At 47.2% G+C, this 24570-nt stretch carries 19 protein-coding genes; 14 read left to right on the top strand and 5 right to left on the bottom strand.

Going from position 1 to position 24570, the window contains the following annotated elements:
- Window positions 1–121: 121 nt before the first annotated feature.
- The 4 genes from WH46_RS18525 to WH46_RS18510 all read right to left on the bottom strand — a co-directional run bounded on the left by WH46_RS18525 (window position 122) and on the right by WH46_RS18510 (window position 4770).
- Window positions 122–1624 carry an MFS transporter gene (locus tag WH46_RS18525; RefSeq protein WP_046227867.1) on the bottom strand — a complete coding sequence of 501 codons (1503 nt, stop codon included), beginning with the start codon at window positions 1622–1624 and terminating at the stop codon, window positions 122–124.
- Between the two features lie 194 nt (window positions 1625–1818).
- Entirely contained in the window at window positions 1819–2907 is a 1089-nt protein-coding gene (locus tag WH46_RS18520) for a S66 family peptidase (RefSeq protein WP_046227866.1), read from the bottom strand.
- A gap of 30 nt (window positions 2908–2937) precedes the next feature.
- Window positions 2938–3915: an aldo/keto reductase gene (locus WH46_RS18515; protein ID WP_046228108.1), complete on the bottom strand. Its 978-nt coding sequence runs from the start codon at window positions 3913–3915 to the stop codon at window positions 2938–2940.
- Between the two features lie 42 nt (window positions 3916–3957).
- On the bottom strand, window positions 3958–4770 hold the full coding sequence (locus WH46_RS18510; RefSeq protein ID WP_156172310.1) for an ABC transporter ATP-binding protein: 813 nt from the start codon (window positions 4768–4770) through the stop codon (window positions 3958–3960).
- Window positions 4771–5148: 378 nt separating this feature from the next.
- Between WH46_RS18510 and WH46_RS24145 the strand changes: the two genes are divergently transcribed.
- The 11 genes from WH46_RS24145 to WH46_RS18460 all read left to right on the top strand — a co-directional run bounded on the left by WH46_RS24145 (window position 5149) and on the right by WH46_RS18460 (window position 17579).
- Window positions 5149–5787 (top strand): hypothetical protein, encoded by a 639-nt coding sequence (locus WH46_RS24145; protein WP_156172309.1) that lies wholly within the window; start codon window positions 5149–5151, stop codon window positions 5785–5787.
- A 328-nt stretch (window positions 5788–6115) separates the two neighbouring features.
- Entirely contained in the window at window positions 6116–6457 is a 342-nt protein-coding gene (locus WH46_RS18500; protein WP_046227865.1) for a hypothetical protein, read from the top strand.
- A 140-nt stretch (window positions 6458–6597) separates the two neighbouring features.
- Window positions 6598–7602, top strand: coding sequence for an ADP-ribosylglycohydrolase family protein (locus tag WH46_RS18495; RefSeq protein ID WP_046227864.1), 1005 nt, complete (start codon window positions 6598–6600; stop codon window positions 7600–7602).
- Window positions 7595–7726, top strand: coding sequence for a hypothetical protein (locus WH46_RS24525; RefSeq protein ID WP_269430640.1), 132 nt, complete (start codon window positions 7595–7597; stop codon window positions 7724–7726). The genes WH46_RS18495 and WH46_RS24525 overlap by 8 nt, the downstream gene beginning before the upstream one ends.
- Before the next feature lie 6 nt (window positions 7727–7732).
- Complete coding sequence (locus WH46_RS18490; protein WP_052714302.1) at window positions 7733–8332, top strand: DUF1361 domain-containing protein; 600 nt, start codon at window positions 7733–7735, stop codon at window positions 8330–8332.
- Between the two features lie 23 nt (window positions 8333–8355).
- Entirely contained in the window at window positions 8356–10107 is a 1752-nt protein-coding gene (locus WH46_RS18485) for a sensor histidine kinase (RefSeq protein ID WP_046227863.1), read from the top strand.
- A gap of 46 nt (window positions 10108–10153) precedes the next feature.
- Complete coding sequence (locus tag WH46_RS18480; protein WP_046227862.1) at window positions 10154–11758, top strand: response regulator; 1605 nt, start codon at window positions 10154–10156, stop codon at window positions 11756–11758.
- A 139-nt stretch (window positions 11759–11897) separates the two neighbouring features.
- Window positions 11898–13571: a type 2 periplasmic-binding domain-containing protein gene (locus WH46_RS18475; RefSeq protein WP_046227861.1), complete on the top strand. Its 1674-nt coding sequence runs from the start codon at window positions 11898–11900 to the stop codon at window positions 13569–13571.
- A 111-nt stretch (window positions 13572–13682) separates the two neighbouring features.
- Entirely contained in the window at window positions 13683–14573 is an 891-nt protein-coding gene (locus WH46_RS18470; RefSeq protein WP_046227860.1) for an ABC transporter permease, read from the top strand.
- A gap of 27 nt (window positions 14574–14600) precedes the next feature.
- Window positions 14601–15479 (top strand): carbohydrate ABC transporter permease, encoded by an 879-nt coding sequence (locus tag WH46_RS18465; protein ID WP_017813219.1) that lies wholly within the window; start codon window positions 14601–14603, stop codon window positions 15477–15479.
- Window positions 15480–15509: 30 nt separating this feature from the next.
- A complete protein-coding gene (locus WH46_RS18460; protein WP_046227859.1) occupies window positions 15510–17579 on the top strand; it encodes a beta-galactosidase in 2070 nt (689 codons plus the stop codon).
- 328 nt (window positions 17580–17907) lie between these two features.
- Here the strand turns inward: WH46_RS18460 and WH46_RS18455 are convergent, their stop codons facing one another.
- Complete coding sequence (locus WH46_RS18455) at window positions 17908–18951, bottom strand: glycoside hydrolase family 53 protein (RefSeq protein WP_052714301.1); 1044 nt, start codon at window positions 18949–18951, stop codon at window positions 17908–17910.
- Window positions 18952–19635: 684 nt separating this feature from the next.
- Here WH46_RS18455 and WH46_RS18450 point away from each other — a divergent pair.
- The 3 genes from WH46_RS18450 (at window position 19636) to WH46_RS18440 (ending at window position 24459) form a co-directional block, all read left to right on the top strand.
- On the top strand, window positions 19636–21147 hold the full coding sequence (locus WH46_RS18450) for an N-acetylmuramoyl-L-alanine amidase family protein (RefSeq protein WP_017813222.1): 1512 nt from the start codon (window positions 19636–19638) through the stop codon (window positions 21145–21147).
- Between the two features lie 214 nt (window positions 21148–21361).
- Entirely contained in the window at window positions 21362–22516 is a 1155-nt protein-coding gene (locus WH46_RS23550) for a C40 family peptidase (protein ID WP_052714300.1), read from the top strand.
- A 296-nt stretch (window positions 22517–22812) separates the two neighbouring features.
- The gene (locus WH46_RS18440) at window positions 22813–24459 is read left to right on the top strand and encodes an ATP-binding protein (RefSeq protein WP_052714299.1); all 1647 of its coding nucleotides are present in this window, start codon (window positions 22813–22815) and stop codon (window positions 24457–24459) included.
- Window positions 24460–24570 lie beyond the last annotated feature (111 nt).

The following is a 24570-nucleotide window of genomic DNA, read 5'->3' as shown; positions in this document are numbered from 1 at the left end:
TTTATGGATTTTTAGATAATCGTAGAGGATTGCTGAAATACATAGAAATACTGTTATGTGACCTTCTTCTGATAGCTGAAAAGAACTTTTATTTCGTCATACATCCGCATTGTTATGGAGGTTATGCAGCAGCTTCTGCCAATTTCGGAGCAGGTGGTTTTCGGAACATAAAGTAATACAGCATCGAAGAAGCTACATACAATACACCGGTAATGCTAAAGGTGATCGCATACCCCCAATATGTTCCATAGCTGGTGACCAGATACGATTGTACCGGCCCCATCGTCGCCCAGCCTAGCATGAATACCGTCTGCATCAGCGAGTTGGCGATGCTGCGCCGCTTGTCGGAGACACGATCCACCATGATCGACGATTGCAATGGATTGGCTGCGTTCATCAAAGCCTGCCGGAACAGGAAGCTAATGGAGGCAACGAGCAGTACGTTGGTAAATCCGGTCAGCAGCAGAAACGGAAGCGACAGCATCTGGAAAGCGACTACAGCGCGTACGGTGCCGATCCGAGCAGCCAGCGCCGGACCGAGCAGCATGGAGATGATCGTCATCAACTGACCGAGTGAGATCAATATACTCATAGAGGTCAGAGAGACATCAAATCGATTGGTAAAATACAAATTCAAATAAGGAACGACCAGTCCGGAGCCCAATCCGGTCAGCAGTTGTGCCAGCATGAAGCGGCTGATAAACTTCATATCGGAAGAACGTTCCTGCTTTGCAGAATGAGATACACCTTTGGCAGGAATCGCAGAAGATTGCTGAAGAGTAGCTGCTGAATCCGAAGTAGCTGGAGCCGTTATAGATGTTGGTGCGGTAGAGATTGCAACAGTTGGCGTGGTGGAAGCCGGTACATCAGCAGCCACAGAAACGAGCGGTGCCGGAGAAGACGCGTCAGCAGCTCCAGCGTTATTATCTTTATCGCTAGGGGGAGTATGATCTGCTGCCGATTGTTTGTCGGCAGAGACTGCTGGATGAACAGGCTTCACTTTCTGCGATTCTCCCGACTTTTCCATGACAAAGATCATCGGTATAAAAGCCAGCAGGGTCGCTACACTGCCTGTTACGAGTACCAGCTGCAGACTGGATACATAGCTCAATCCCGCCGAATGAAGCGTATCTGCAAGTATCCCGCCACCGGTATTGCCGATAACCTGCGCAGCCAGCACGAGTGAAGAATAGAAGCTGAACATGCGCAGTCTCTGGGAACGGGATACATTTTCTGCGAGAAAAGGGATCGCCATTACCTGAAAAATCGCTGCAAAAATTCCCGAACAGACGGCCAATATCAGCAGAGCATCATTTTGCATGGCAAAAGAGCGCCCGATAAAGAAAATTCCGCTTAACAAAGCACCCAGTGCCAGCAGTTTTTTGCGGCTGAACCGATCCCCAAGCAGACCGACGGGAATAAACAAGATAGCGGTTGCAAGTGATTGGATACTAATAATGCGCCCATTCATTGCATCCGGGTATCCCAGACCCTGTATGTATAGATTATAGAGAACACTGAACATGCCGTTACCTATCTGGTAAAGCAGATTCGCCCAGAAAAAAAGCCGCACATTCCGCGGCCAGTCCCGTACTTCTGTCAGAAATGATAAGATCGCACGCAAACGGAACTCCTCCTGTCCTGTAAAAAAAGCCGACCAGCTCATTGTATCATCAATGCCAATGATTATGAAATGAAATGCCATGTTGATTATTGGTATGTTCGAACAGACGATTACAATGCAGCAGCCAGCGTCATGAACGCTGGCTGCTGCTCCATATCCAAGCCGAAGAATTCAAAACTTCATAACATTTCAGGTTAATCCAGTGTCTGCACAATGCTGCCCTGTCCGGACTTCACGCTCACAATGGCTGAAGCACCATTGACAAGTGTCAGCTGGGGAGGAATATGACCGATATCTACGCCATAAACTACCGGAATCTCCAGATCGTCAAATACCTGATGCAGTGCGTCAGTCAGTTCAAAATTACCCAATGCAGAATATCCGGCAGGTCTGCCGATCAGTATGCCCCTGGCATGACGGAACCAGCCAGCCTGATTCATTTGCCAGAGGTGACGGTAGATATCTCCTGCATTCATTTCACAGCTTTCCAGATACCAGATCACACCATCTGTAGCTCCATACTGTTCAATAAATGAAGGTACTGGCGCCCAGTCGGTGCCGATCAGGATCGTGAGCACATCCATGCAACCACCTATCAGTCGACCGGAGAACTCCAAAGAGAGATCAGACTCTTCTTCCTTGCCCAGAATATGCCAGTATGTTGGCGTCTCCAGATTTAATCCGTCACGACTGGGATCACTTACAGTCTGGTAATGACTGGAAGACTGCTGCTCGATCGTCTGTCCGGCGAGCGCTGTCAATACTTCCTGCCACTTTGTAGTTGTCGGGTCATTGGTGCCTGATATATCAACTGCGCCAGGACCATGAGCCGAGGCATAACCCGTCTGTAGCGTATAAGCAAAAGTCAGCGTACTGATATCGGAGAAACCGAGAATCCACTTGGGTGGAAGCTGGCGAATACGATCCCAATCCAGCAGTGGTAGCAGCTCCATCAGGAACTCTCCACCCCATGGCGGGATAATCGCCTGTATCTGCTCATCCAACAGGAATTGCTGCAGTTCGGCAGCGCGCTTCGCTTTGGGAAGACTGACACATTTGTCATTGGTCCATATGCTCTCGCCCAGTATCACTTCATATCCGGCTTGTTCGAGTTGATCACGTGTCCGGTGCAGCAGATGATGATATTGGGGATTAACGCCGCTGGACGGAGCGATAATCGCAATCCGGTCTCCTTTGCGTAGTGGAGCAGGGTAGATAATCTGGGATGATGGGTAGCTGAACCCGTTATTTCCAGCTGAATAACGATCCGGGATGTATTCCATATGATGTGGAGCCTCCTCAAGGGCAATATTTTATAACAGACGATAGGTCGCAAAAGGCTCACTGTAGCGGAAAGGCTTGCTTAAACGCTCCAGCTCTGCCATGACATCATCGCTCAGTACCAGTTCAATGCTGTTCAAATTGTTATTCAGCTGTTCTACCGATGTGGCTCCGGCAATAATACTGGAGACGGCGGGTTGTCTCATCAGCCAGGCCAGGGATAGCACAGCCGGATCGATGGACAACGAACGGGCACACCAGCTGATACCGTCAGCAAGTCCGATTCGCTCTCCGGTCAACAGTCGATTAAAGGAAGGGTCTTTGTCCGCACGCGAACCTGCGGGCGCTTCGTCTTCCTGCGAATATTTGCCGGTCAGTATTCCTCCAGCCAGTGGGAAGTAAGGGATAATCCCGACGCCTTGATCCTGACAAAGCGGCATTAGTTCCTGTTCCGGTGTACGATCAGCCAGCGAGTAGGACGTCTGGATCGATACAAATCGCTCCAGCTTGAGCTGATCACTGATTCCGAGCGCCTTCATGAGCTCCCAGGCTGCATAATTGGAAGCGCCGATATAGCGTACCTTGCCGGACTGAACCATATGTTCGAGTGTACGAAGTGTCTCGTCGAGCGGCGTATAGGGATCAAATGTATGAATCTGGTACAGATCCACATAGTCGGTCTGCAAGCGTTTGAGACTGTCTTCCAGTTCACGCTGCAGATGGTAGCGTGAGGAGCCTCGTTGATTCGGCTCATCTCCGCGTGGCAGCCCCGCTTTGGTGGCAAGAATCACCTCATGCCGTTTGCCGTTTTTGAGCCCTTCGCCGATAATCCGCTCGGAAGCGGTACCTGCATAGATATTGGCAGTATCGATAAAGTTAATGCCGCTGTCAATCGCAGCATGCAGAATTTGAATCGATGTTTTTTTGTCGGCACGCTTGCCGAAGGAATTGGTGCCCAGTCCGAGCAGGGACACCTGCATACCACTGCGTCCCAGATACTGATATTTCATCATATTTATTAAGTGCTCCCTTCACATTGAAGTCGATAGATGTTATTCTGCTGCCTCTGCAGGCATGGTGGTGAAAGGACCGGTAAGACGGATCGAGTACCGATCGCCCGGTTCCGGACGTACTTCGACACTGGTATTGAAAAATTCGCTGAGTCGCTGTGAATCCAGCATATCCGCTGTAGAGCCGGCAGCGAATATTTGACCATCACGCAGCAGCATCGTTTTGTTAAAGCAAGGCATGATCTCTTCGATATGATGCGTAACATATAGCAGGGTAGGAGCATTTTGTCCGGTTGCGATACTTTGTACCCGCTGAAGCAGCTGATCTCTCGCAAAAATATCCAGACCCGTGCAGGGCTCATCGAGAATTAGCAGATCTGGTGAAGCCATCAATGCACGGGCAATTAGTATACGCTGACGTTCTCCCTGGGATAACGTATCGTAAGTACGTCCGACCAGCCGCTCGGCATCCAGCTGCTGCATCAGCTGCAAAGCCTGTTCGCGATCATGATCCTCAATCTGGGTATAGATGCCGATCGAGGCAAATTTACCGCTCAACACAATATTCTCTGCCGTATCGCGTCCGTGCAGCCGCTGCTGCAGAGAAGTGCTGACCCAGCCGATCCGCTTGCGATGTTCACGCAGATCCACTTCGCCGAATTTCTCACCGAGTACACTGATGGTACCGGTAGTTGGCCATATGTAGCCGTTGATCATATTGAGCAGAGTGGTCTTGCCGGAGCCATTGAGTCCAAGCAGACACCAGTGCTCACCCAGCTGCACCTGCCAGGAAATATCATTAATAATTGTACTCTGTTCGCGCCGCCAGCTGGCATGATGGATATCAATAATCAAGATGTTCACTCCTTTGGATCAATAAAGGGTTAAGCGGCTCGTTGAAAGCGCTGCTGTGGATATTATGGAAATTATAGCATTATTATAGGGTGCTCTAGTAGAAGGAAGACTTTTTTTGATAAGAGAATGTCTGTAAATCACCTCTAAATTATGTCTAATTGTCGCAAGAGATCACGAAAAAATGGAATAGGATCAAAAAGAGTTTTCCAATGTGCTGTTATTTGCTATATGAAGTCCGTTTGACATGAAGTAATCATAAAATGTAAATTATACATAAGTATCTAATATTTAGTTAAATATAATGGAAGGAGCTTAGATCATTACATAGATTCATAAATCAGACAATTTATTAATAAATAGAAAGTAGGATTATTAATTATGGAGAAACCCACTACCAGACCTAATCCCCAAAGTCCAAAAAAGAACAAAAAAGCGTATATTTACACAGGTATAACGCTGGCCGTAGTTATCGTACTCATCTTGTCTCTGACATCATATTTTAAAGTGGAGAAGCATTCCGTACCTCCAATACCAGTAGCATCTGCAGTAGTATCCGACCAGCCTGTGCAAGAAAAACCGAAGCTTTTGCTTTCACCTGTTGGAAGAGGAGAAGGAACAAACGATATGATGTTCCGACATGAGACGTCTGTCCCTCTTTTGAAAAAGGATAAGTCTGATGCGCAACCTCAATCTACCAGAACGATATTTGTAGAACGCTTTTCAGGTACTCAGATGTCACAGCCTTTTCAAGTGCCGGAAGGTTATGGATTTGTGAAGATATGGGTAAAAAATGAAGGAAAGCAGCGTATGACCATCTCTCTCTCCAAAGATTCACCGACCGGTGAGCTGATTCCTGACAGTATTATTAGTATCGGAGGCGGCAGCAGCTGGTCTATTTATAAAACAACGCCTTGGGAGCCCGGTAATTATTATGTAAACTTTACTTCCGGAGGCTCACCACTCAAAGGGATCACTGTGGCGCGTGTTGGTGCAAGGTTGGCTGAATTGAATTCCTGATTGTTACCGGGTATACGTGTTTATTTTTGTTTCACGATGTTCAGAATGAGAATGTATTCTGCAAATGAGATATATACTCCTTGTATAACAAGAGGCTGTCTTTTCTAACTTGGAAAAGACAGCCTTTTTCTATTCACATCATTGAATGATGAGGGGAAACTTTACTGCATATCCATCAATTTTCTATAAAATTGGAGGTAAGTCCATTTAAAAGGATGCCAGCTCTAGAGCAAATTGATGAGTAACGAATCAACTTTTCACACTGCTTAAAATAAGCTATGCTTAAAAGAATTGGAGAAAAGTGCCGAAAGATGGAGGAACGCTTAATATGATGACACCCGAAGAAGTGATTGCCTACAACTTTAAAGGAATGGAAGGCAGTTTTATCCATGATCTGCATGAGCAGAACTACTTTAATCCATCCAGCTTCAAAGCTTATGTGCAAGCGATTACCCAGCTGACACCAGCGGCCACAGACACTGTCCTGGATCGCACGCTGATGGATCAGGTGTTTTTTACATACAGCTATATTTTGAAGAGTATCATGTGGCATTTTGATATGAATGATCAGTCGGTTATTGAGAATCTACCGGAGAAGCAGCTGGTGGAATATGTGGACCGGCTGGAAAAAGTCGTGCGCCAGTTTATTCGTGGTGGGGATGCCTCATAGCATCTTTATAATGTGTTGGCGGGCAGAGAAGTATCTTAACATGCAGGAATGTCTAGAATGACAGAACATTCCGTAGAATTACCAAGCTTAAAACTCGTACAAAGCTAGCAGCCTGAAGCATAGAAAGGAAGAATACGGATATGAATAATCAACCCAGTAAAATAAAGGTACCATCGGTCAAAGGTGGCATTATCGGACTATTTATAGCAGATGCAGTTGGTGTCCCTTATGAATTCATGAGCCGAAAGGAGATCGCTGCTCGTCCAGCCGTGGATATGATCGGTTATGGTACTCATCATCAGCCGCCAGGCACATGGTCGGATGACAGTACAATGACGCTTTGTCTGCTGTACAGCCTCGTCATGCATCCGCAGCTGGATACAGATGATCTGGGACGACGATTTATCCAGTGGTACCGTCAGGGATTATGGACAGCCCATGATGAATTGTTTGATATCGGGATTGCTACTCGGCAGGCCATTACACGTATGGAGAGCAGCGTTGTTCCTTATGAAGAGTCTGGTGGGGAAGATGAATACAGTAATGGCAACGGCTCACTGATGCGTATTCTGCCGCTGGTGTATCGACTGGCGAATATGAGTAGAGCCAAGCGATATGAATGGATAAGAAGAGTATCTTCGCTAACCCATCGTCACCCAGTATCGATTCTGGCAGGGGTAATTTATGTAGAGTTTGGAGTACAGATTCTCTCTGCTGCACCCGGTCAGAGTCTGCGGGACAGCTATCTGGCGATGTGCGAGATAATCCGCACACACTATAGCGATCACGCGGAATACAACCGGTTTGCACGTATTGTGCAGGGAGATCTGGATCAGCTGCAGATAGATGAGATTGCTTCCAGCGGCTATGTACTGCATACCCTGGAAGCGAGTATCTGGACACTGCTACATACTGATCAATACCGGACAGCCGTACTGACTGCAGTCAATCTGGGTGAAGATACCGATACAACGGCAGCGGTAACCGGAGGCTTGGCAGGTCTGTATTACGGTTATGAAGCGATACCCGCAGAGTGGCGCCGTCAACTGGCACGATTGGAAGATGTGGAAGCAATCTGTGAGCGCTTTGATCAGATGATCCAGAGTCTGTCTGCGGAGACAGAGGAGAAGCATTCCCATGAATGAAAATATATGGGGAAGCCGTACATGGGTCGGTAAAGTGGTTGTGCTGGCAGCTTTGCTCATAGGCACCTTTTTTTGTGTCTGGATGGGACAGCATATCCGGGATTATACCGGTCGATCGCTGTAACGTTTTTTGAACTGGGATATTTTTCTGGCATGGGTACCTGTTGTACTGGCGCTACTACTGGATGCAATGATGTCTATTTACAGACAGCGCCGGATGTTCTGGCCTATGAAGATCGTCACAGGAGTGCTGGTGGTCGTATGGCTGCTATTTTATCCTAATTCGGCCTACCTGGTAACGGATATGATTCATCCGTTTGTTCACTACAAGCCAACCGGGCGTTTTGTGCATGATTTGGAATTCTGGTACCATCTGTTTCTGTTTGTGACGGCTGCTGTGGTAGGACTGGGGTTGGGAACGTATTCGCTATCTTCTCTGCAGCTACTTGTTGCAGAGCGCTACGGGACTGTGCGTTCATGGGTGTTTGCATGTATTGTGCTGGTGCTCAGCAGTATCGGTATTTATATTGGACGATTTGTGCGCTGGAACAGCTGGGACGTGTTTACGGATCCGCACAAGATCTGGAGTGATGTGATCCGTATTATTGGTGATCCGGCAGAACTGCATTTTATGCTTGTATTCAGCGGTATGATGCTGGTGATCAGTCTGGTAGGTTATCTGATCATGCGCGGCGGTATGTTCAGGTTGCAGCGGAGAGGCTACCGCTGATGAGATAAAGGAGTGCGATGAACGTGTACCGCTATAATTTATTTACCAAAATGATTATTCTGCTTGTTGTGATGTTGGTACCGATTATTATCCTCTATACGTACTCCAATCAGACGACGACGCATGTACTTCGGCAGGAGCTGAATCAGTCCAATATGAATCAGCTCAGCTTTTTTCAGAATCAGGTGAATACGAATATTGAGCTGCTGTCTTCCTGGCCGAATCTGCTGATTCATGATCCGGATGTGGTTAGCTTTAACGATATGTATTTACGCAATGGCTATCTGGATCTGGACTCGATTAATCTGGTCAAGCGAATCCAGAGCAAACTGGCTATTCAGGAAAGTTCGTCCAACTGGAGAGCACATCTGTCTATTTATTCACCATCTCTGCAGCGGTTGGTGACTGATAGTGATGCAGCTTCCGTCGATCCGTCATCGGCTTCCCGGGATTTTCATTCCGGCTGGCAGGTGACACGTGTGCCGGATACGTTATCTTCTGCGCCGGCACAATTTGTGTTTTCCTGGACATCGATTTCGCCGTATAATGCAGCAGTGGATTCAGCCGATATCAGCACGGTTATCAAAGTCGAATTTGATAGCGGTAACATTCAGGATATGCTGGATAAATTCAAAAGTGATGGACGCCGTGATCCCTTTTATTACAATCCCGGATTGGGCACAATCTATAACCGTTCTGCGGATCACCGGTTAACGGATGCGCTGATCACTGCGATGCATCAGCAGCCGCTTGGAGAAATTGAGAGTCGTACAGTCGATGTGAATGGGCAATCCTATATGGTCAATGCAGTCCGCTCGGAAGTGACAGGCTGGTATATGATTGACTATATTCCGCTTAATGATATTTTAAAGCCGATTCAGGATTCCAATCGGCTGTTTTATCTGTCGGTAATTATACTGCTGCTGATGAGTTTTATTGCTGCTTATCTGCTGTATGCGCAGGTACAGGTACCTATGCGCCAGCTGATTGTAGGATTCACCCGACTCAAGCAGGAAGATTATTCGGTACGGATCAAGCCCAGAGGACGCAATGAATTTGCTTATTTATCGGATCGGTTCAACTCCATGGTCTCCCAGATCCAGACGCTATTTGAGCATGTGTATCTGGAGAAGATTCATTTGCGGGAAGCCCGGCTCAAGCAGCTGCAATCCCAGATTAATCCGCATTTCTTTTATAACTGCTTTTCCTTTATTACCAGCATGGCCAAGCTGAATAATCAGCAGGCTGTGATCGCCATGTCCCAGAATTTGTCGCAGTATTACCGCTATACCACCCGACAGGAACGCGATCTGGTTCCGCTGGCCGAAGAGATGGACTTTGTATCCAATTATCTAGCGATCCAGCAGATGCGAATGGCACGTCTAAAATATGAGATTGAACTTGAAGATGAACTGCAGCGCGTACCTATCCCGCCGCTGATGATTCAGCCGCTGGTAGAGAATGCCGTGATTCACGGGATTGAACGTTATTCATCGGCAGGACAGATCCGGATTACCGGATACAGGGATGGAGAGGACTGGCTACTCTCCGTAGAAGATGATGGTAAAGGCATGGAACCCGAAGCCATGCAGCAGCTACAGCTTAGTCTGGAAGAACCACTGGGTGAAGAAATGGGCTGTGGACTATGGAATGTGCATCAGCGCATGCAGCTTCGTTTTGGAGAGAATGCAGGTGTTATTTTGTCAGCTTCTCCGCTGGGAGGTCTGCAGGTCACGCTGCGCTGGCAAAGCGAGCAGGCGGCTGCTCCATCTTGAGCGACCATAGCCGCAGGATATTATAGAAATCAGGGAAGTGAACAGAATGGTCAATATTTTACTGGTAGATGACGAATCGTATGTGACAGAGAGTCTGGCGCTTACGATTCCATGGGAACAACTTCATATTCAGCAGGTCTATCGTGCCGATTCGGTTGATCAGGCACTGGAACTTATGAATCAGCATGAGATCGATATTGTAGTAACAGACATCCGTATGCCGGATCGTGACGGTCTGGAGCTACTGGGTGAGATATCACACCAATGGCCGGAGGTACGCACCATGGTGCTGACCGGACATTCGGATTTTGAATATGCGCAAAAAGCGATCCGTCTCAAAGCGGGCGATTATATCCTTAAGCCAGTAGATGATGAGCAGTTTATCAAAAGTGTCCATATTGCTGTTCAGGCATTGGAGGAAGAGCGGGGGCAGCTTGATCGTTATAATCAGCTCTCCTATCGCCGCCAATCTGAACTGGAGCTGCTGCGCGAAGGGTTATTAAGTGATCTGATGCTTGGTCGTGAACCGGGTGAACGTGAACTGCTGAATCGTCTGGGAAATTATGAAGTTATGCTGCGACCTGGAGATGCGGTACGAATGCTGTTTGTTCCTGCCAGTCCATCCCTGCGCGGAATGGAAGAAAGCGAAGCCCGGCTTCTGGAGTATGCGGCAGCCAATATTGCCGCTGAAGTACTTGATCAGCAGCGTCCGCTATGGTCTGGCAGAGCGCCGCATAACGGACTGATTATGCTGTGGAGAAATGACGAACAAGAGACCCGGCAGGATGAGCAACTGCTGGAATCGTTCGTGGATAATGTCAATCGCTACCTGAAGCTGCAGCTGAATGTGTATATCAGTGAAACGATTGTTTTCCCGGATGGACTCGCTTCTGCCTATCGGCAGCTGCTGCGCTTTGCGCAAGGATCATCGGCATCTGCTGAATCCCGTATTCACTATGTGCAGCCGCAGCATTATACACTGGAACGTCCTACGATCAATAAATATATGGAACCGCTATATCGTCCACCTACCTTGATCCATCTGCTGGAATCCGGTCAGTGGGATACCGCGCGGGAGAAGCTAAACGGTGTACTGGATTCACTGGAATCTCTGCCGCTGACGCATGAACAGCTGTACGAAGTATATCTGGCAGTCAGCAATGCGCTGGTCTACATGGCTCATCATCATGGACATATGCTGTTGGCCAACGACTCCGGCGGACTTGATCCTTTTGCAGCGCAGCATATTACCGGATCACTGGAACGATTGCGTAGCTGGTGTATGGATGTACTGACCCGGATGGAAGGACAACGCAGTTCGTCGGTAGAACCAAGTCGCAGCCGGATCGTCAAGCAGGTACAGGAGATTGTAGCCAGTCATCTGGCACAGGATGTATCCGTCAAAAGTATTGCCGATCGCGTATTTCTGCATCCGGTCTATCTGTCCAAAATCTACAAAGCAGAGACCGGTGAAGGTCTGGGTGATTATATTATTCGCATCCGTATGGAAAAAGCCCTGTATCTACTCAAGCATACCAATCACAAAATCTATGAAATTACGGCTGAACTGGGTTATCAGAATCCGCAATATTTCAGCAAATTATTCAAAAAGCACTATGGCATGACCCCGAATGAATTCAGGGACAGGTAATTGCTTGCAAAAGGTGCAGGAATGTTAATTTCGTGACATAGGATATGTGTGCTCTCCCACTTATAATAAAAATATGAAAAGCAAGTCACTCGAACAATACGATCAATACCAGCAAGGTCCAAGTTAAAGGGGGAGCAACATGGGAATTAAAAAAACCGCTGCGGTTTTGCTGACAACAGTACTCACCGCAGCCACACTTGCCGCATGTGGAGGCGGTGCCGGAAGCAACAGCAATTCCGCATCGGCCACTACTGAAAACGCATACAAGGAAAAATACGATCCACCGGTAACCATCAGTACGGTATGGGGAATTGACCCTTCACTCAAATTCAAAAATGGTGAATCGGCTGAAAATAACGTAGCAACCAAGTGGGCGAAAGACAAATTCGGGATCGATATCAAATCACTCTGGTCTGTAACGGATACCAACGGAGCATTTGCTACCAAAATGCGCCTGTCCATGTCGTCCGGTCAGGATATGCCGGATGTGGTAACGATCGGCGATACGGATGCCCAGCTGGCACAGGATCTGATCGATTCCGGAATCTACAGCGAAGTCGGTCCACTGTTTGACAAATATGCATCAGATACCTGGAAAGCGGCTATGGCCGAAGATCCAAATGTCTGGAATCCTTATATCCGTGAAGGCAAAAAAATGGGTATTCCGGTTCTCGATTACGCGTATAACCATGATTATGTACTGTGGATCCGCCAGGACTGGCTGGATAAGCTGAACATGAAAGCACCAACAACGATGGATGAACTGGAAAAAGTCATGGACGCTTTCAAAACCAAAAACCCGGATGGACTGTCTCCGGACAAAGTGATCCCACTGAGTATCGGCTTCAAAAACTCCATGAATACATGGATGGGTGATCCGTCCTGGATCTTCGGTGCCTATGGTACGCTTCCACAGCAGTGGAACAAATCCGCTGACGGTACACTGCAATACGGTTCGATTCAGCCAGGCATGAAACAAGGATTGAGCAAGATCAAGGAATGGTTCGACAAAGGCTATATTCCAAAAGAAGCTGCGCTATGGGATGAGAACAAAACATCCGAACCGGCAGTAGCAGGGACAGCAGGTATTCTCCCAGGACCTTACTGGATGAGCGGATGGCCACTGCAGGACACCGTGAAAAATGCACCGGGCGCAGTATGGAAGCCGATCGCTATCCCTGCAGGACCGGATGGCAAAGCAATGCGTCACGGTACAGCAACAACCAATGGTGTTACTCTGATCAACAAAAATATGAAAAATCCAGAAGCTTTCTTTACCTATCAGAACTATATGTTTGATCATCTGGCGAATCCGAAGGCAGACAGCGAGTTCGACAACGGTCTGTTCAAAGGTTATGACTATGATCTGGATGCATCCGGCAAAGTAATGCCGATCGACAAAATTCCCGGCGGCTATGTGAACAGCGTACGTTATCTGCTGGTTCGTGATGGAGCGCGTATTCCGAACGCACAGATGGATGCCCTGCTCAAACTGGCTGATGGCGCGAAGCCGGAGACCCGTCTGGAACGCGATATTGCCAATAACTATGGTCCATTAACACCGGAAGCAGCCAAAGTGCTAATGTCTCAAAAGGACAGTTCCTATCCAAATATGTTTACCGGTCCGACTACACAAAGCATGAAGACCAAAATGGATTATCTGAACAAAATCGAAAGTCAGGCTTTCAATGAAATCATCTATGGCAAGTCTCCAGTCGATTCCTTTGATACGTTTGTACAGACCTGGAAATCTTCCGGCGGTGACGATGTAACCAAAGAAGTCAACGACTGGTACAGCAGTATCCAAAAATAAACCAGCTGTCAGGCGGACACATCAATATACGGGAGGATAACGACCTGGCTTACCGGGTCGTTATTTTCTTGGCTGATTACATGTCGCCAGACCTGTCATAGGAGGAAAGTAATGAAAACACTTCGTAAAACATGGCCTTTTCACGTCATGCTGCTACCATCCATGATCTTTCTGCTGCTATTCAGCTATATACCGATGGGCGGTATCGTTATGGCTTTTCAGGATTACAAAGCATGGCGCGGCTTTACCGGATCGGAATGGGTAGGGCTGGAGAACTTCCGTTATCTGTTTGAACGTCAGGACAGTATACAGGTGATCTGGAATACGCTGATTATTGCTGTACTGAAATTAATTTTTAACCTGTTTGTTCCTTTTGTGTTTGCTCTGCTGCTCAATGAAATCCGCAAAGTACGCCTGCAGCGCACCATTCAGACGATGGTTTATCTGCCGCATTTTCTGTCCTGGGTTATTCTGGGCGGAATTCTGATTGACCTGCTGGCAACGGATGGATTTGTGAACCGTATTCTGTCTAGCTTCGGCGTACAGCCGATTTTCTTCCTCGGAGATAATGACTGGTTCCGCTTTACTGTTATCGTCTCGGATGTATGGAAAGAGTTTGGATACAATACGATCATTTTCCTGGCTGCTCTGGCAGGCATTAACCCTGCACTGTACGAAGCTGCCGAGATGGATGGAGCTTCCCGCTTCCGCCAGACCCTGCATATTACGATTCCGTCGATCGTTCCGATCGCTGCAGTTGTCGGTACACTGGCGCTGGGTAACGTACTGAATGCCGGCTTTGATCAGATCTTCAATCTGTACAATCCGCTGGTCTATGAAAAAGGCGACATTATCGATACCTTTGTCTATCGTACAGCTATCCTGAATGGCGAAATGGGCTTTGGTACAGCAATCGGGTTGTTCAAATCCGTGATCAGTATGGTACTGATTCTGCTGTCTTACCGTGCTGCCTACAAATGGGCCAACTATCGCATTTTCTAATGACAGGCCAGGGAAAAGAGGGGAACTATGTATTATAAAACAACCGGTTACCGTATATTTAATGTATTCAATATCGCACTGCTGATTTTTCTGTCAATCGCCTGTGTGATACCGCTCGTGCACGTACTGGCGGTATCCTTCAGTGCCAAAGCGGCAGCCGACGCGAATCTGGTTGGTCTCTGGCCGGTACAATTTTCGCTGGAAGCCTATAAGAAAACAATGTTCAATCCAATCTTCCTGCATTCCATCTGGATCTCGGTACTGCGTACTGTGATTGGTACCGCGATTACACTGATGCTGACATTCCTGGCCGCGTATCCGCTGTCCAAGGAAGAGTCCGCTTTTAAAGGGCGTACGATCTACTCCTGGCTGTTTGTATTCAGCATGGTGTTCACAGGCGGTCTGGTTCCGTTCTATATCGTGATTCAGAAGCTGGGTCTGATCGATTCCTTCTGGGTACTTGTACTACCAGGCGCAGTCAACACGTTTCTTGTTATTCTAATGATGAACTTCTTCCGCGGAATTCCCAAAGAGCTGGAAGAAGCTGCTTTTATCGATGGTGCTGGTCCATTCCGCACCCTGTTTACGATGTATCTGCCAATCTCGATGCCGTCGATTGCAACAATTACTTTGTTCAGCATGGTGTTCCACTGGAACTCCTGGTTTGACGGATTGCTGTATCTTAACAACTCCAGTCAGTTTCCACTGGCGACTTTCCTGCAGACGGTTATCATCCAGCAGGATATGAGTTCCATGAGCGCGAGTCCGCAAGAGATGGATCTGATCTCGCAGACAACTGTTAAAGCCGCCCAGATCTTTATCGGCGCAGCGCCTATTCTGATCGTATATCCGTTCTTGCAGAAGTTCTTTGTCAAAGGAATGACGCTGGGTTCGGTAAAAGAGTAAGCCCATTTTGAATAACAGAGGAGACTGGCTATGAACCCGATTAATACAACTACTGTTACACCATCCTGGACACAGATGCTGCATGGAGCAGATTATAATCCCGAGCAGTGGAGACATCGTCCGGATATTTTGGAAGAAGATATTCGCTTGATGAAGCTGGCGAAATGCAATGTGATGTCTGTCGGCATTTTCTCCTGGGTATCCCTGGAACCGGAAGAAGGGGTATACACTTTTGAATGGCTGGATGAAGTGCTGGATCGGTTTGCAGCAAATGGTATATCTGCGCTGCTGGCTACACCGAGTGGAGCGCGTCCGGCATGGATGTCTGCCAAATACCCGGAAGTACTGCGGGTAGAAGCGAATCGTGTACGCAATCTTCATGGATTCCGTCATAATCACTGCTTTACTTCGCCCGTCTATCGGGAAAAGGTAACCGGCATGAATACGCTGCTGGCAGAGCGCTACAGCAATCATCCAGCAGTAATCGGTTGGCATATTTCCAATGAGTATGGCGGCGAATGTCACTGCGATTATTGCCAGGAAGCTTTCCGTAACTGGGTGAAACAAAAGTACGGTACGCTGGAGCAGCTAAATCTGGCCTGGTGGACCACATTCTGGAGTCATACTTACACCGACTGGTCCCAGGTAGAGTCTCCGGCTCCGCATGGAGAGACACAGGTGCATGGCATGAATCTGGACTGGCGCCGTTTTGTAACCGATCATACCGTGGATTTCTGTCGTCACGAGATCGAGCCGCTTCGTCATGCCGAGCGTCTGCTGCCGGTAACGACGAACTTTATGGAGTTTTTCGAAGGATTAAATTATTGGAAATTCGCTGATATTCTCGATATTCTCTCCTGGGATAGCTACCCGACATGGCATGATCATGAAGGAGACACCATGCAGGCAGCTAAAATTGCCATGATGCATGATATTGTCCGCTCGATTAAACAGCAGCCGTTCCTGTTGATGGAGAGCACACCAAGTCTGACCAACTGGCAGCCGATTAGCAAAAATAAACGTCCGGGTATGCACCTGCTGTCTTCACTGCAGGCAGTAGCACACGGATCGGATTCGGTACAGTATTTCCAGTGGCGCAAAAGCCAGGGCTCCAGTGAAAAGCTGCATGGCGCGGTCGTAGATCATGCCGGTCATGAGCACACCCGTGTATTCCGCGATGTACAGGATGTGGGGACAGCACTGGAACAACTGCAACGTATCCGCGGCAGCCAGGTACAAGCTGAAGTTGCGGTCATTTTCGACTGGGAGAATCGCTGGGCAGTCAAGGACAGCCAGGGCCCCCGTAATACAGGGATTGGTTATGAAGAGACCGTACTGAACTTCTACCGTGCGTTCTGGGAGCGCGGCATTGCGGTGGATGTTATTGATATGGAGCAGGATCTCTCCAAGTATAAAGTGGTCGCGGCACCGATGCTGTATATGGTTCGTGAGGGCGTTGGCGAGCGATTCGAGAAATTTGTGGAAGCTGGCGGTACGCTGATCAGCAGCTACTGGTCGGGTATCGTCAATGAGAATGATCTCTGCTTCCTCGGCGGGTTCCCGGGTCCACTGCGTAGTGTACTGGGCATCTGGTCCGAAGAAATCGACGGCCTGCATATTAATGATCGGAACCGTATTGTTGCGAATAATTCGAATGAGCTGGGCTTGCAGGGCGAATATGAAGTGCAGGATCTGTGTGATCTGATCCATCTGGAGAATGCCCAGGCACTGGCTGTATATGGCGATGATTTCTACGCAGGTCGTCCGGCAGTAACGGTGAATCATTACGGCAATGGTGAAGCATATTATGTCGCGGCCCGCACCAAAGATCATTTCCTGAGCGATCTGATCGAAAGTATCACACTACGTGCAGACGTGAAGCGCACACTGGCTGCGAAGCTGCCGCAAGACGTGACAGCCCATGCACGAGTACAGGGTGAAGACGAATTTGTATTTGTACAGAACTATAGTGATGAAGTGAAATCGCTGCAGCTGGATGACAATGACTATCAGGATCTGCTGAACGCAGAAACGCTGGCTCCGGGCAATACACTGGAACTGCAGCCATTTGGTATCCGCATCCTCCAAAGACAGCTGTAACCTAAGAGAAAATATATCGTTGTATGATGACACGGCGCGTATTCTATACAGCCTTACAGTCCGAGCGGCTGCTTCCGAATCAATCAAGATTCGGAAGCAGCCTTTTTTATTATATCCGTCTTTGAAAGCTACTTTTGGAAGCAATCTGAAGTTTGTTATTAAAAGAAAAGGAAAGCATGCGCGGTAGTAAAGTATGATCTGTTTAGGTGATATAAAAACAGCGTATTCCCTGAATACAGAGATACGCTGTTTTTAAAAAATATCTAATTACAGTATCATTTATTTGCTATTGCTCCTGAATTCTGTTTATAAGAAACCGAAAAGTGACTTAATTCAAAAATGCATCCAGGGAAATAGTGACTTTCCCTTTGGAATCAAATGCTCCTTTGGTATATGCATACCAGGTACCATACGATTCGGGTTCCCAGTAGAATACACCGAGTCCCTTGCCGCCAGATACAGAGCGTGTCTTGGTAAGAATATCCGTCAGAAACGCTTTGGATGTAGCAGGATCGGAGGCATCCATACCCACTTCACAGACCATAACTTCTTTGCCATAGCGTGCGACCATATCATTCATATTGGTCAACGTCTGCTGATTGCGTGTCTGCCAATTGCTCTTGTCCGGATACAGCGACATTCCGATCACATCATATTTGGCACCATTTGCCTTGAGCCCATCGAACATCCAGCGGAACAGGGAATTATCGTAGCCGTTGGACAGGTGAATAATAACCTTGGTACCGGCGTTTACTTTTTTGACAGCATCATAACCGGAGTTGATCAGATCGGCAAAGTTTTTCATGTTTTTGGAAGCCCGACCTTCTTCCCAGAGCATGCCATCATTGGTCTCGTTGCCTACCTGTACCCACTCTGGTGTAACGCCCTGCGCTTTGAGAGCAGCCAATACATCATACGTATGGTCATAGACTGACTTTTTCAGACCATTAATATCCTGACTGTTCCAGGCAGCAGGTTTGGATTGCTGACCGGGATCGGCCCATTTATCACTGTAATGGAAATCGATCATTATACGGAAACCCATATTTTTGGCACGTACAGCCTGCTTGATCACATCGGCTTTGTTGGAGAAATTAATCGCCGGATTCACCCATACCCGTAGGCGGATGGAGTTGATTCCATGATCTTTCAGAATTTGCAGCGCGTCTTGTTTATTGCCGGCATCATTGTAAAAGGCCCAGTTATAATGTTCCATTTCCGATAACCAGCCTACATCGGCACCTTTGGCAAACGCAGAGGCAGCGTCGGCAGTAGGATTGATTTGGGCACAACCACTGCTTATACCACTCATCAAAGTAAATCCAAGTACCAGTGCGGAAGCGCGCTTGATTATTCTTTTGACAGATATCATATAATGAACCCTCTCCCATCATGAATGTATGCGTTTACAAAATAATCGGTTCTTCGCGAAGGAACATGCTTCATTGTAGCCTGGATTATAGCTGAAACGTACCTGCAAAAAATCAACATTTAAGCACTTTTGATAACTTTGTGACATCGTAATGTTCGATCTGTTCGGGAGCAAAGTGGATCATTAGAAAGGAAGCCGTGCTCATACATAAAAACAGTGAATAGAAGACAGAGGCCTCTATGAAGAATACACTTGAATACCTTGTAAATAACATGTGTAATACCCAAGCGAAATGTGCAAAAGTTTACAAGCCCCAATAATCTGATTATCATAATAAAAGATATACATAATGCATTATGATGTCCGCTCTATGCCGTTCGGACATTAATGCAATGCAGGAACACAGCCTATTTATTATACAAGCGGAAAGGAGAGGATGAGGTTTCTGTCGAAACAGTAGAGCATACGATTCGGGCTGATCAGGAAATATTCGCTGCTGAAACAGTCACGACATCAATAATTCAGCACGATTTTCCGATAAAGAAAGTGAACTGCATTGTAGCTGTATATCACCGGCTCAGCCGGTATTCACATATAGTCGGAAGACAAGGACACACAATTACTACTTACTGACGCGGGAATTGAGGGGACAATCAGTACCGGTCAGGGAATGGCAGGGGATCTATGAAAAAAGCAAATGTATGGATGTTGGGAATGTTCATGCTGCTGTTTATGCTGATTGCACCATCCATGGGTCATGCTGCAGAACAGACGCATATCAACTTTAACGGACAGGAGCTGACGTTGCCCGCAGATGGACAGGTCACGACTGTCAAAGGCTCGGTAATGGTACCGCTGCGTGTAGTGGTGGAACAGCTTGGTTACAAAGTAACCTGGTCCAACGCAACGCAGACAGCAACAATCAAGCAGGGCAGCAATACCCTGCAGCTTACAGCCGACAGTTATTCGGCACTCGTTAATGACAAATCGGTAGATCTGGAAGCGGCACCGTCTGTGCATAATGGCACCACATTGGTACCACTGCGATTTATTAGCGAGAATACAGGCACGACCGTGAAATGGGATAATGCGGTCAAGACTGTCTATCTGACAACAGCACCTGCTGCGACAGCTTCGACTGGCAAGGATACAGCTGCGCCTCAGCAGGAGGACGTAGCCAAAGTTAATGCTATCAGTTTCAGTGACGATCGTTTGACGATTACCGTCGATGGCAGCGTCGCTCCCAAATACAGCTCATTGAATAATCCGGATCGAATTGTACTGGATCTGCCCAAAACATCATTTTCCAGTACGTTCCTTAAGGGACAGCAGCCAAGCGTAGGAGCGATTGGTAAAGTAGACGTTACCGGTTATCCTGATGTAGCGGGAATACGCTATTCTCTATTCAGCAGTTCTCCATCTACGGTACGCATTGTGCTTGATCTGAACAGTGCCCAGCAGTATAAGGTGATCAACAACCAAAAGGGAATTGTTATGGTTGAGCTGGATGGTGCATTGAATCCTGCAACACCGCCTGCCGGAACAGATACTACCCCAACAGGAGCAGACAATGGAGCGGTATCCACAGATCCTGCTGATAATGAACCATCGCAGTCTGTACCGCCTACATCAACATCCGGTCCCGGTAAAGATGGCAAAATGCTCGTCGTTATTGATGCAGGACATGGCGGCAAAGACCCGGGTGCTCCGAGTATCCAGCAGCGCAAAGAAAAAGATTTCACACTTGCAGTTGTGTTGAAAATCCAGACGCTGCTCCAGCAGGAACCGAATATTGACTTTGTACTAACACGCAGTGATGACACCTATCCAACACTGCAGGGACGTGTTAAAACGGCAAATGATCTGAATGCTGATCTGTTTGTGTCTATTCACGGCAACAGTACTTCTTCGGCAGTATCACCAAGCGGGACCGAAATTTATTATACCCGCAAAGACAGTGCCGCTTTTGCGAAAGTCATTCATGATCATGTTGTGAGTGCACTCGGGCTGCCGGATCGTGGTATCCATACCAAGAGTCTGCATGTAACCAGAGAAACCAACATGCCGGCTGTACTGATTGAAGCAGGATACCTGAGCAGCACAACCGACGAGGCACTGATGTATACAGATGAGTTCCAACAGAAGCTGGCTCAGGCAGTTGTAGATGGCATGAAGGAATACCTGGGAGTGGAATAATTAGTACAAAAGTTACTTGAATATAATTTTTATGGTCGACAGAACCTGATTCAATATGGTATAAATGTGGTAAGCAACTATGATGAAAATATGACGAAGCTGTCATTTTGTTCATTCCAACATAGGCTTGCCACATTTTTTTGTTACTTTTCATTGACCAATACATAACTCCACGAGCATACAACATAGAGAGAATTTCCCGAGGAGGACATCCATGAAACGAAATATCATCACTCTACTGACTGCCGCTGTATTGTTAACATCAACTCCACAAGTAACGAGCGCAGCAGTAACATCTGTACCGGTCGGCAAAATCAACCTTCCCGTCAACTTCCGTTCGGGCCCTACCACTGATAGTGACGTGTATAGCACACTGCAGCCAGGGACTAGCATCAAGATTCTGCGTGAGGTCAACAGCCACTGGTTACGTGTCAAAGTAGGCGTGAAAACAGGCTATGTATCTGCCGGTTATGTGGATTACAAACCAAGCTCGAATTCTTCCAATACTAGCAAAGACACAACCAATAGCAGTACCACTACGATTGTGACAGCGTCGTCTGCCTATACGAAAAGTTCGGATAGCGCTTCCACATCCAATGTAACCGTCTCAGCAGAGACCACTTCTGCTCCCGCTGCAGTAGCTCCTTCCTCGGTACCCAATGAGCCGGGTACAGGCGTAGTCGAGAAAGGTGTTAATTTCCGCGCACAGCCAGTGACAGGCAGCCCTGTACTGCGCATACTGCCAGTTGGAGAAAGCTTTACTGCACTGGCACAACCAAATGCAGCCTGGGTTAAAATCAAGGACAAAGATGGCGTAACAGGCTATGTCTCTACAGATTATGTATCCTATACCCTTCCGCCTTCTGAGACTGCAGTATTAAATGAAGTACCTGCACAGACGATTGATGAAGTGGAAGATCTTCCTTACAATCCGCCTCAACCTGCTGTAACTATGCCTTCACTGGCAACAGGTTCACCGCTGGATGAAGCTTCTGCAGATCGTATTATTGCCAGCGCATTGGCTCTACAAGGAGTGACTCATTACGGATTTGGTAAAAATGAGGCACCTACATTGTTTGATTGTTCTTCCTTTACCCGTTACATCTATGGGCTGGAAGGTATTGATCTGGCTTGGGGAACAAGATACCAAAAAGATGTAGGGATTGAAGTTGAACGCGGCCAGTGGCAAAAAGGAGATTTACTCTTCTTCTCCGGTGGGGACCCAAGCGTGATTACGCATGTGGGTATTTATGCAGGAGATAATAAGCTGATTCATAACAGCCCGAGCCTGGATGGAATTGCCATTTCCAATCTGGATCTCAATTACTGGGTGGATCATTATGTGACTGCGCGCCGTATTCTTCGTTAATCGGTTTAACTTTTCTTATTCAAAGCTTGTCTGACGCCGGGTAAATACCGGCGGGACGGGCTTTTTTTGATCTTTACAGAATTTGATTGAAGGCAGAATATCTTTTATAGTGGAGGTAGCCGGGAGATAGAGGAAATATTATCCGATGCTATATGCCTAACATTGCGAATAAACGTTAAAAAACATATGTTTGTATGGTATGCTAGATTTAATTACTATAATGTAGCTTACTGAGTCACTGATCCGCTCTGACTTAGCCGAATTTAACTTAATGATACCCACTTCAGGGAGGCAGCATGAATATAGATCCTAAAGCACCAGCGATTGACTGGGAATATGTAGTACAAAATCTGAAATCTTCAGTGACCATTGCAGATGCAAGAAAACCCGAATTTCCGCTTGTATTTGTCAATGGTCATTTTACGGATTTGACAGGATATACCCGTGAAGAAGCGATAGGCTATAACTGCCGCTTTTTACAGGGACCTGATACAGACCCGCAGGCAGTGCAGCGATTTCGCGATGCGCTTGCCAACAAAGAATCGGCTACCATCGAGATTCTGAATTACACCAAGCTGGGTGTACCGTTCTGGAACGAAGTAAATCTGGACCCTATTTTTGATCAGAATGGGGAATGCCATTACTTTGTAGGTATCCAGTTTGATATTACCAAGCGTAAACAGGCAGAGCAGCAGGTAATCCGCGCCAAGGAACAGGCTGAAATGGCCAATTTGGCGAAAAGCCGCTTTCTGGCCAATATGAGTCATGAGATTCGTACGCCGCTCAATGGTATTATCGGGATGACCGAGCTGATCCTGCTTAACGAAGTGGAGCAGGATTTGCGTGATAATATGAAAATTGTTCAGAACAGTGCAGAGACATTATTGATGCTTATCAATGATATTCTTGATTTTTCCAAAGCGGAAGCAGGCAAGATGAACCTGGAAAATATCGAATATAATCTGCATGAGTTAATGGATATGACTATCAAGGCTCATCGTCCATTAACCATGGAGAAACAGATCAATCTGAATCTGCGTATCAGCTATACTGTTCCGCAAAAGGTATGCGGCGATCCACACCGACTGAAGCAGGTGCTCAATAACCTGATCGGTAATGCGGTAAAGTTTACGCGCGAAGGTTCAGTGGATGTATCGGTTAATGGAATCGAGATGGATGAAGACACGATGAAACTACACTTCAAAGTCAAAGATAGCGGTATTGGTATTGCAGAAAAGGACCGTGACAAGTTGTTTAAGAGCTTCAGTCAAGTAGACGATTCCCAGAGCCGTGAGTTTGGCGGAACCGGTCTTGGACTGGTTATTAGTCAACAGATTGTGGAGCTAATGAATGGCGAGATCACTGTAAAAAGTGAACAGGGTAAAGGAAGCACATTTGAATTTGTGATTCCGGTAAATCTGCCTGAAGCTCGCCCTGAGCATATGGAAGAACCGGAAATTTCCGGAGCAATCGAAGAGATGCAGCAGCAAAAGGCAGATGCTGCTTATACATTGGCCCAGTCTAAGCAGAATCTAAATGCGGAAGCAGGCACATTGCGTATTCTCCTGGCAGATGATGACCGAATCAGTTGTCTGATTACGGCGCGCATGCTCAACAAGCTCGGATACTACGTCGATACAGTAGATAATGGTCTGGAAGCGATCCATCTACTGGAAGCGGACAGCTCCTATGATATGGTATTAATGGATATGCAGATGCCGGTAATGGATGGATTAGAATCTACATATGCCATTCGTCATTCCGGCAAGATTCAGAACCGGAATATTCCGATTATTGCTATCACAGCGAATGCCTTTAAGGATGATCAGGCTCAGGTCATTGCAGCAGGCATGAATGGGGCATTGTCCAAGCCGGTTCAGATGGAACGACTGGCTGAATTATGTCGCCAGCTGGAAGAACAGAAAAAGCAGAATAAAGCCTGAATACAGGTTGTACAGGTGCTGCTGGCATGAATACCGGTAACCCTGCGGAATTGAATATGCCAAATAAGCCGTCACGATAATAAGTGACGGCTTATTTTTAATGAAAATAGA

It is taken from the genome of Paenibacillus dauci (assembly GCF_000971985.1).
GTDB classification, from domain to species: Bacteria; Bacillota; Bacilli; order Paenibacillales; family Paenibacillaceae; genus Saccharibacillus; species Saccharibacillus dauci.
The sequence above is the reverse complement of the archived record's forward strand: the minus strand, read 5'-3'. Positions and strand labels throughout refer to the sequence as shown.

What these genes read in the sequence shown, in the direction of transcription:
- WH46_RS18520 (WP_046227866.1), bottom strand. Translation starts at nt 2,907, where the DNA reads ATGGAATACATCCCGGATCGTTATTCAGCTGGAAATAACGGGTTCAGC.
- WH46_RS18460 (WP_046227859.1), top strand. Translation starts at nt 15,510, where the DNA reads ATGAACCCGATTAATACAACTACTGTTACACCATCCTGGACACAGATG.
- WH46_RS18495 (WP_046227864.1), top strand. Translation starts at nt 6,598, where the DNA reads ATGAATAATCAACCCAGTAAAATAAAGGTACCATCGGTCAAAGGTGGC.
- WH46_RS18450 (WP_017813222.1), top strand. Translation starts at nt 19,636, where the DNA reads ATGAAAAAAGCAAATGTATGGATGTTGGGAATGTTCATGCTGCTGTTT.
- WH46_RS18475 (WP_046227861.1), top strand. Translation starts at nt 11,898, where the DNA reads ATGGGAATTAAAAAAACCGCTGCGGTTTTGCTGACAACAGTACTCACC.
- WH46_RS18465 (WP_017813219.1), top strand. Translation starts at nt 14,601, where the DNA reads ATGTATTATAAAACAACCGGTTACCGTATATTTAATGTATTCAATATC.
- WH46_RS24525 (WP_269430640.1), top strand. Translation starts at nt 7,595, where the DNA reads ATGAATGAAAATATATGGGGAAGCCGTACATGGGTCGGTAAAGTGGTT.
- WH46_RS18500 (WP_046227865.1), top strand. Translation starts at nt 6,116, where the DNA reads ATGATGACACCCGAAGAAGTGATTGCCTACAACTTTAAAGGAATGGAA.
- WH46_RS18470 (WP_046227860.1), top strand. Translation starts at nt 13,683, where the DNA reads ATGAAAACACTTCGTAAAACATGGCCTTTTCACGTCATGCTGCTACCA.
- WH46_RS18515 (WP_046228108.1), bottom strand. Translation starts at nt 3,915, where the DNA reads ATGAAATATCAGTATCTGGGACGCAGTGGTATGCAGGTGTCCCTGCTC.
- WH46_RS24145 (WP_156172309.1), top strand. Translation starts at nt 5,149, where the DNA reads ATGGAGAAACCCACTACCAGACCTAATCCCCAAAGTCCAAAAAAGAAC.
- WH46_RS23550 (WP_052714300.1), top strand. Translation starts at nt 21,362, where the DNA reads ATGAAACGAAATATCATCACTCTACTGACTGCCGCTGTATTGTTAACA.
- WH46_RS18440 (WP_052714299.1), top strand. Translation starts at nt 22,813, where the DNA reads ATGAATATAGATCCTAAAGCACCAGCGATTGACTGGGAATATGTAGTA.
- WH46_RS18480 (WP_046227862.1), top strand. Translation starts at nt 10,154, where the DNA reads ATGGTCAATATTTTACTGGTAGATGACGAATCGTATGTGACAGAGAGT.
- WH46_RS18455 (WP_052714301.1), bottom strand. Translation starts at nt 18,951, where the DNA reads ATGATATCTGTCAAAAGAATAATCAAGCGCGCTTCCGCACTGGTACTT.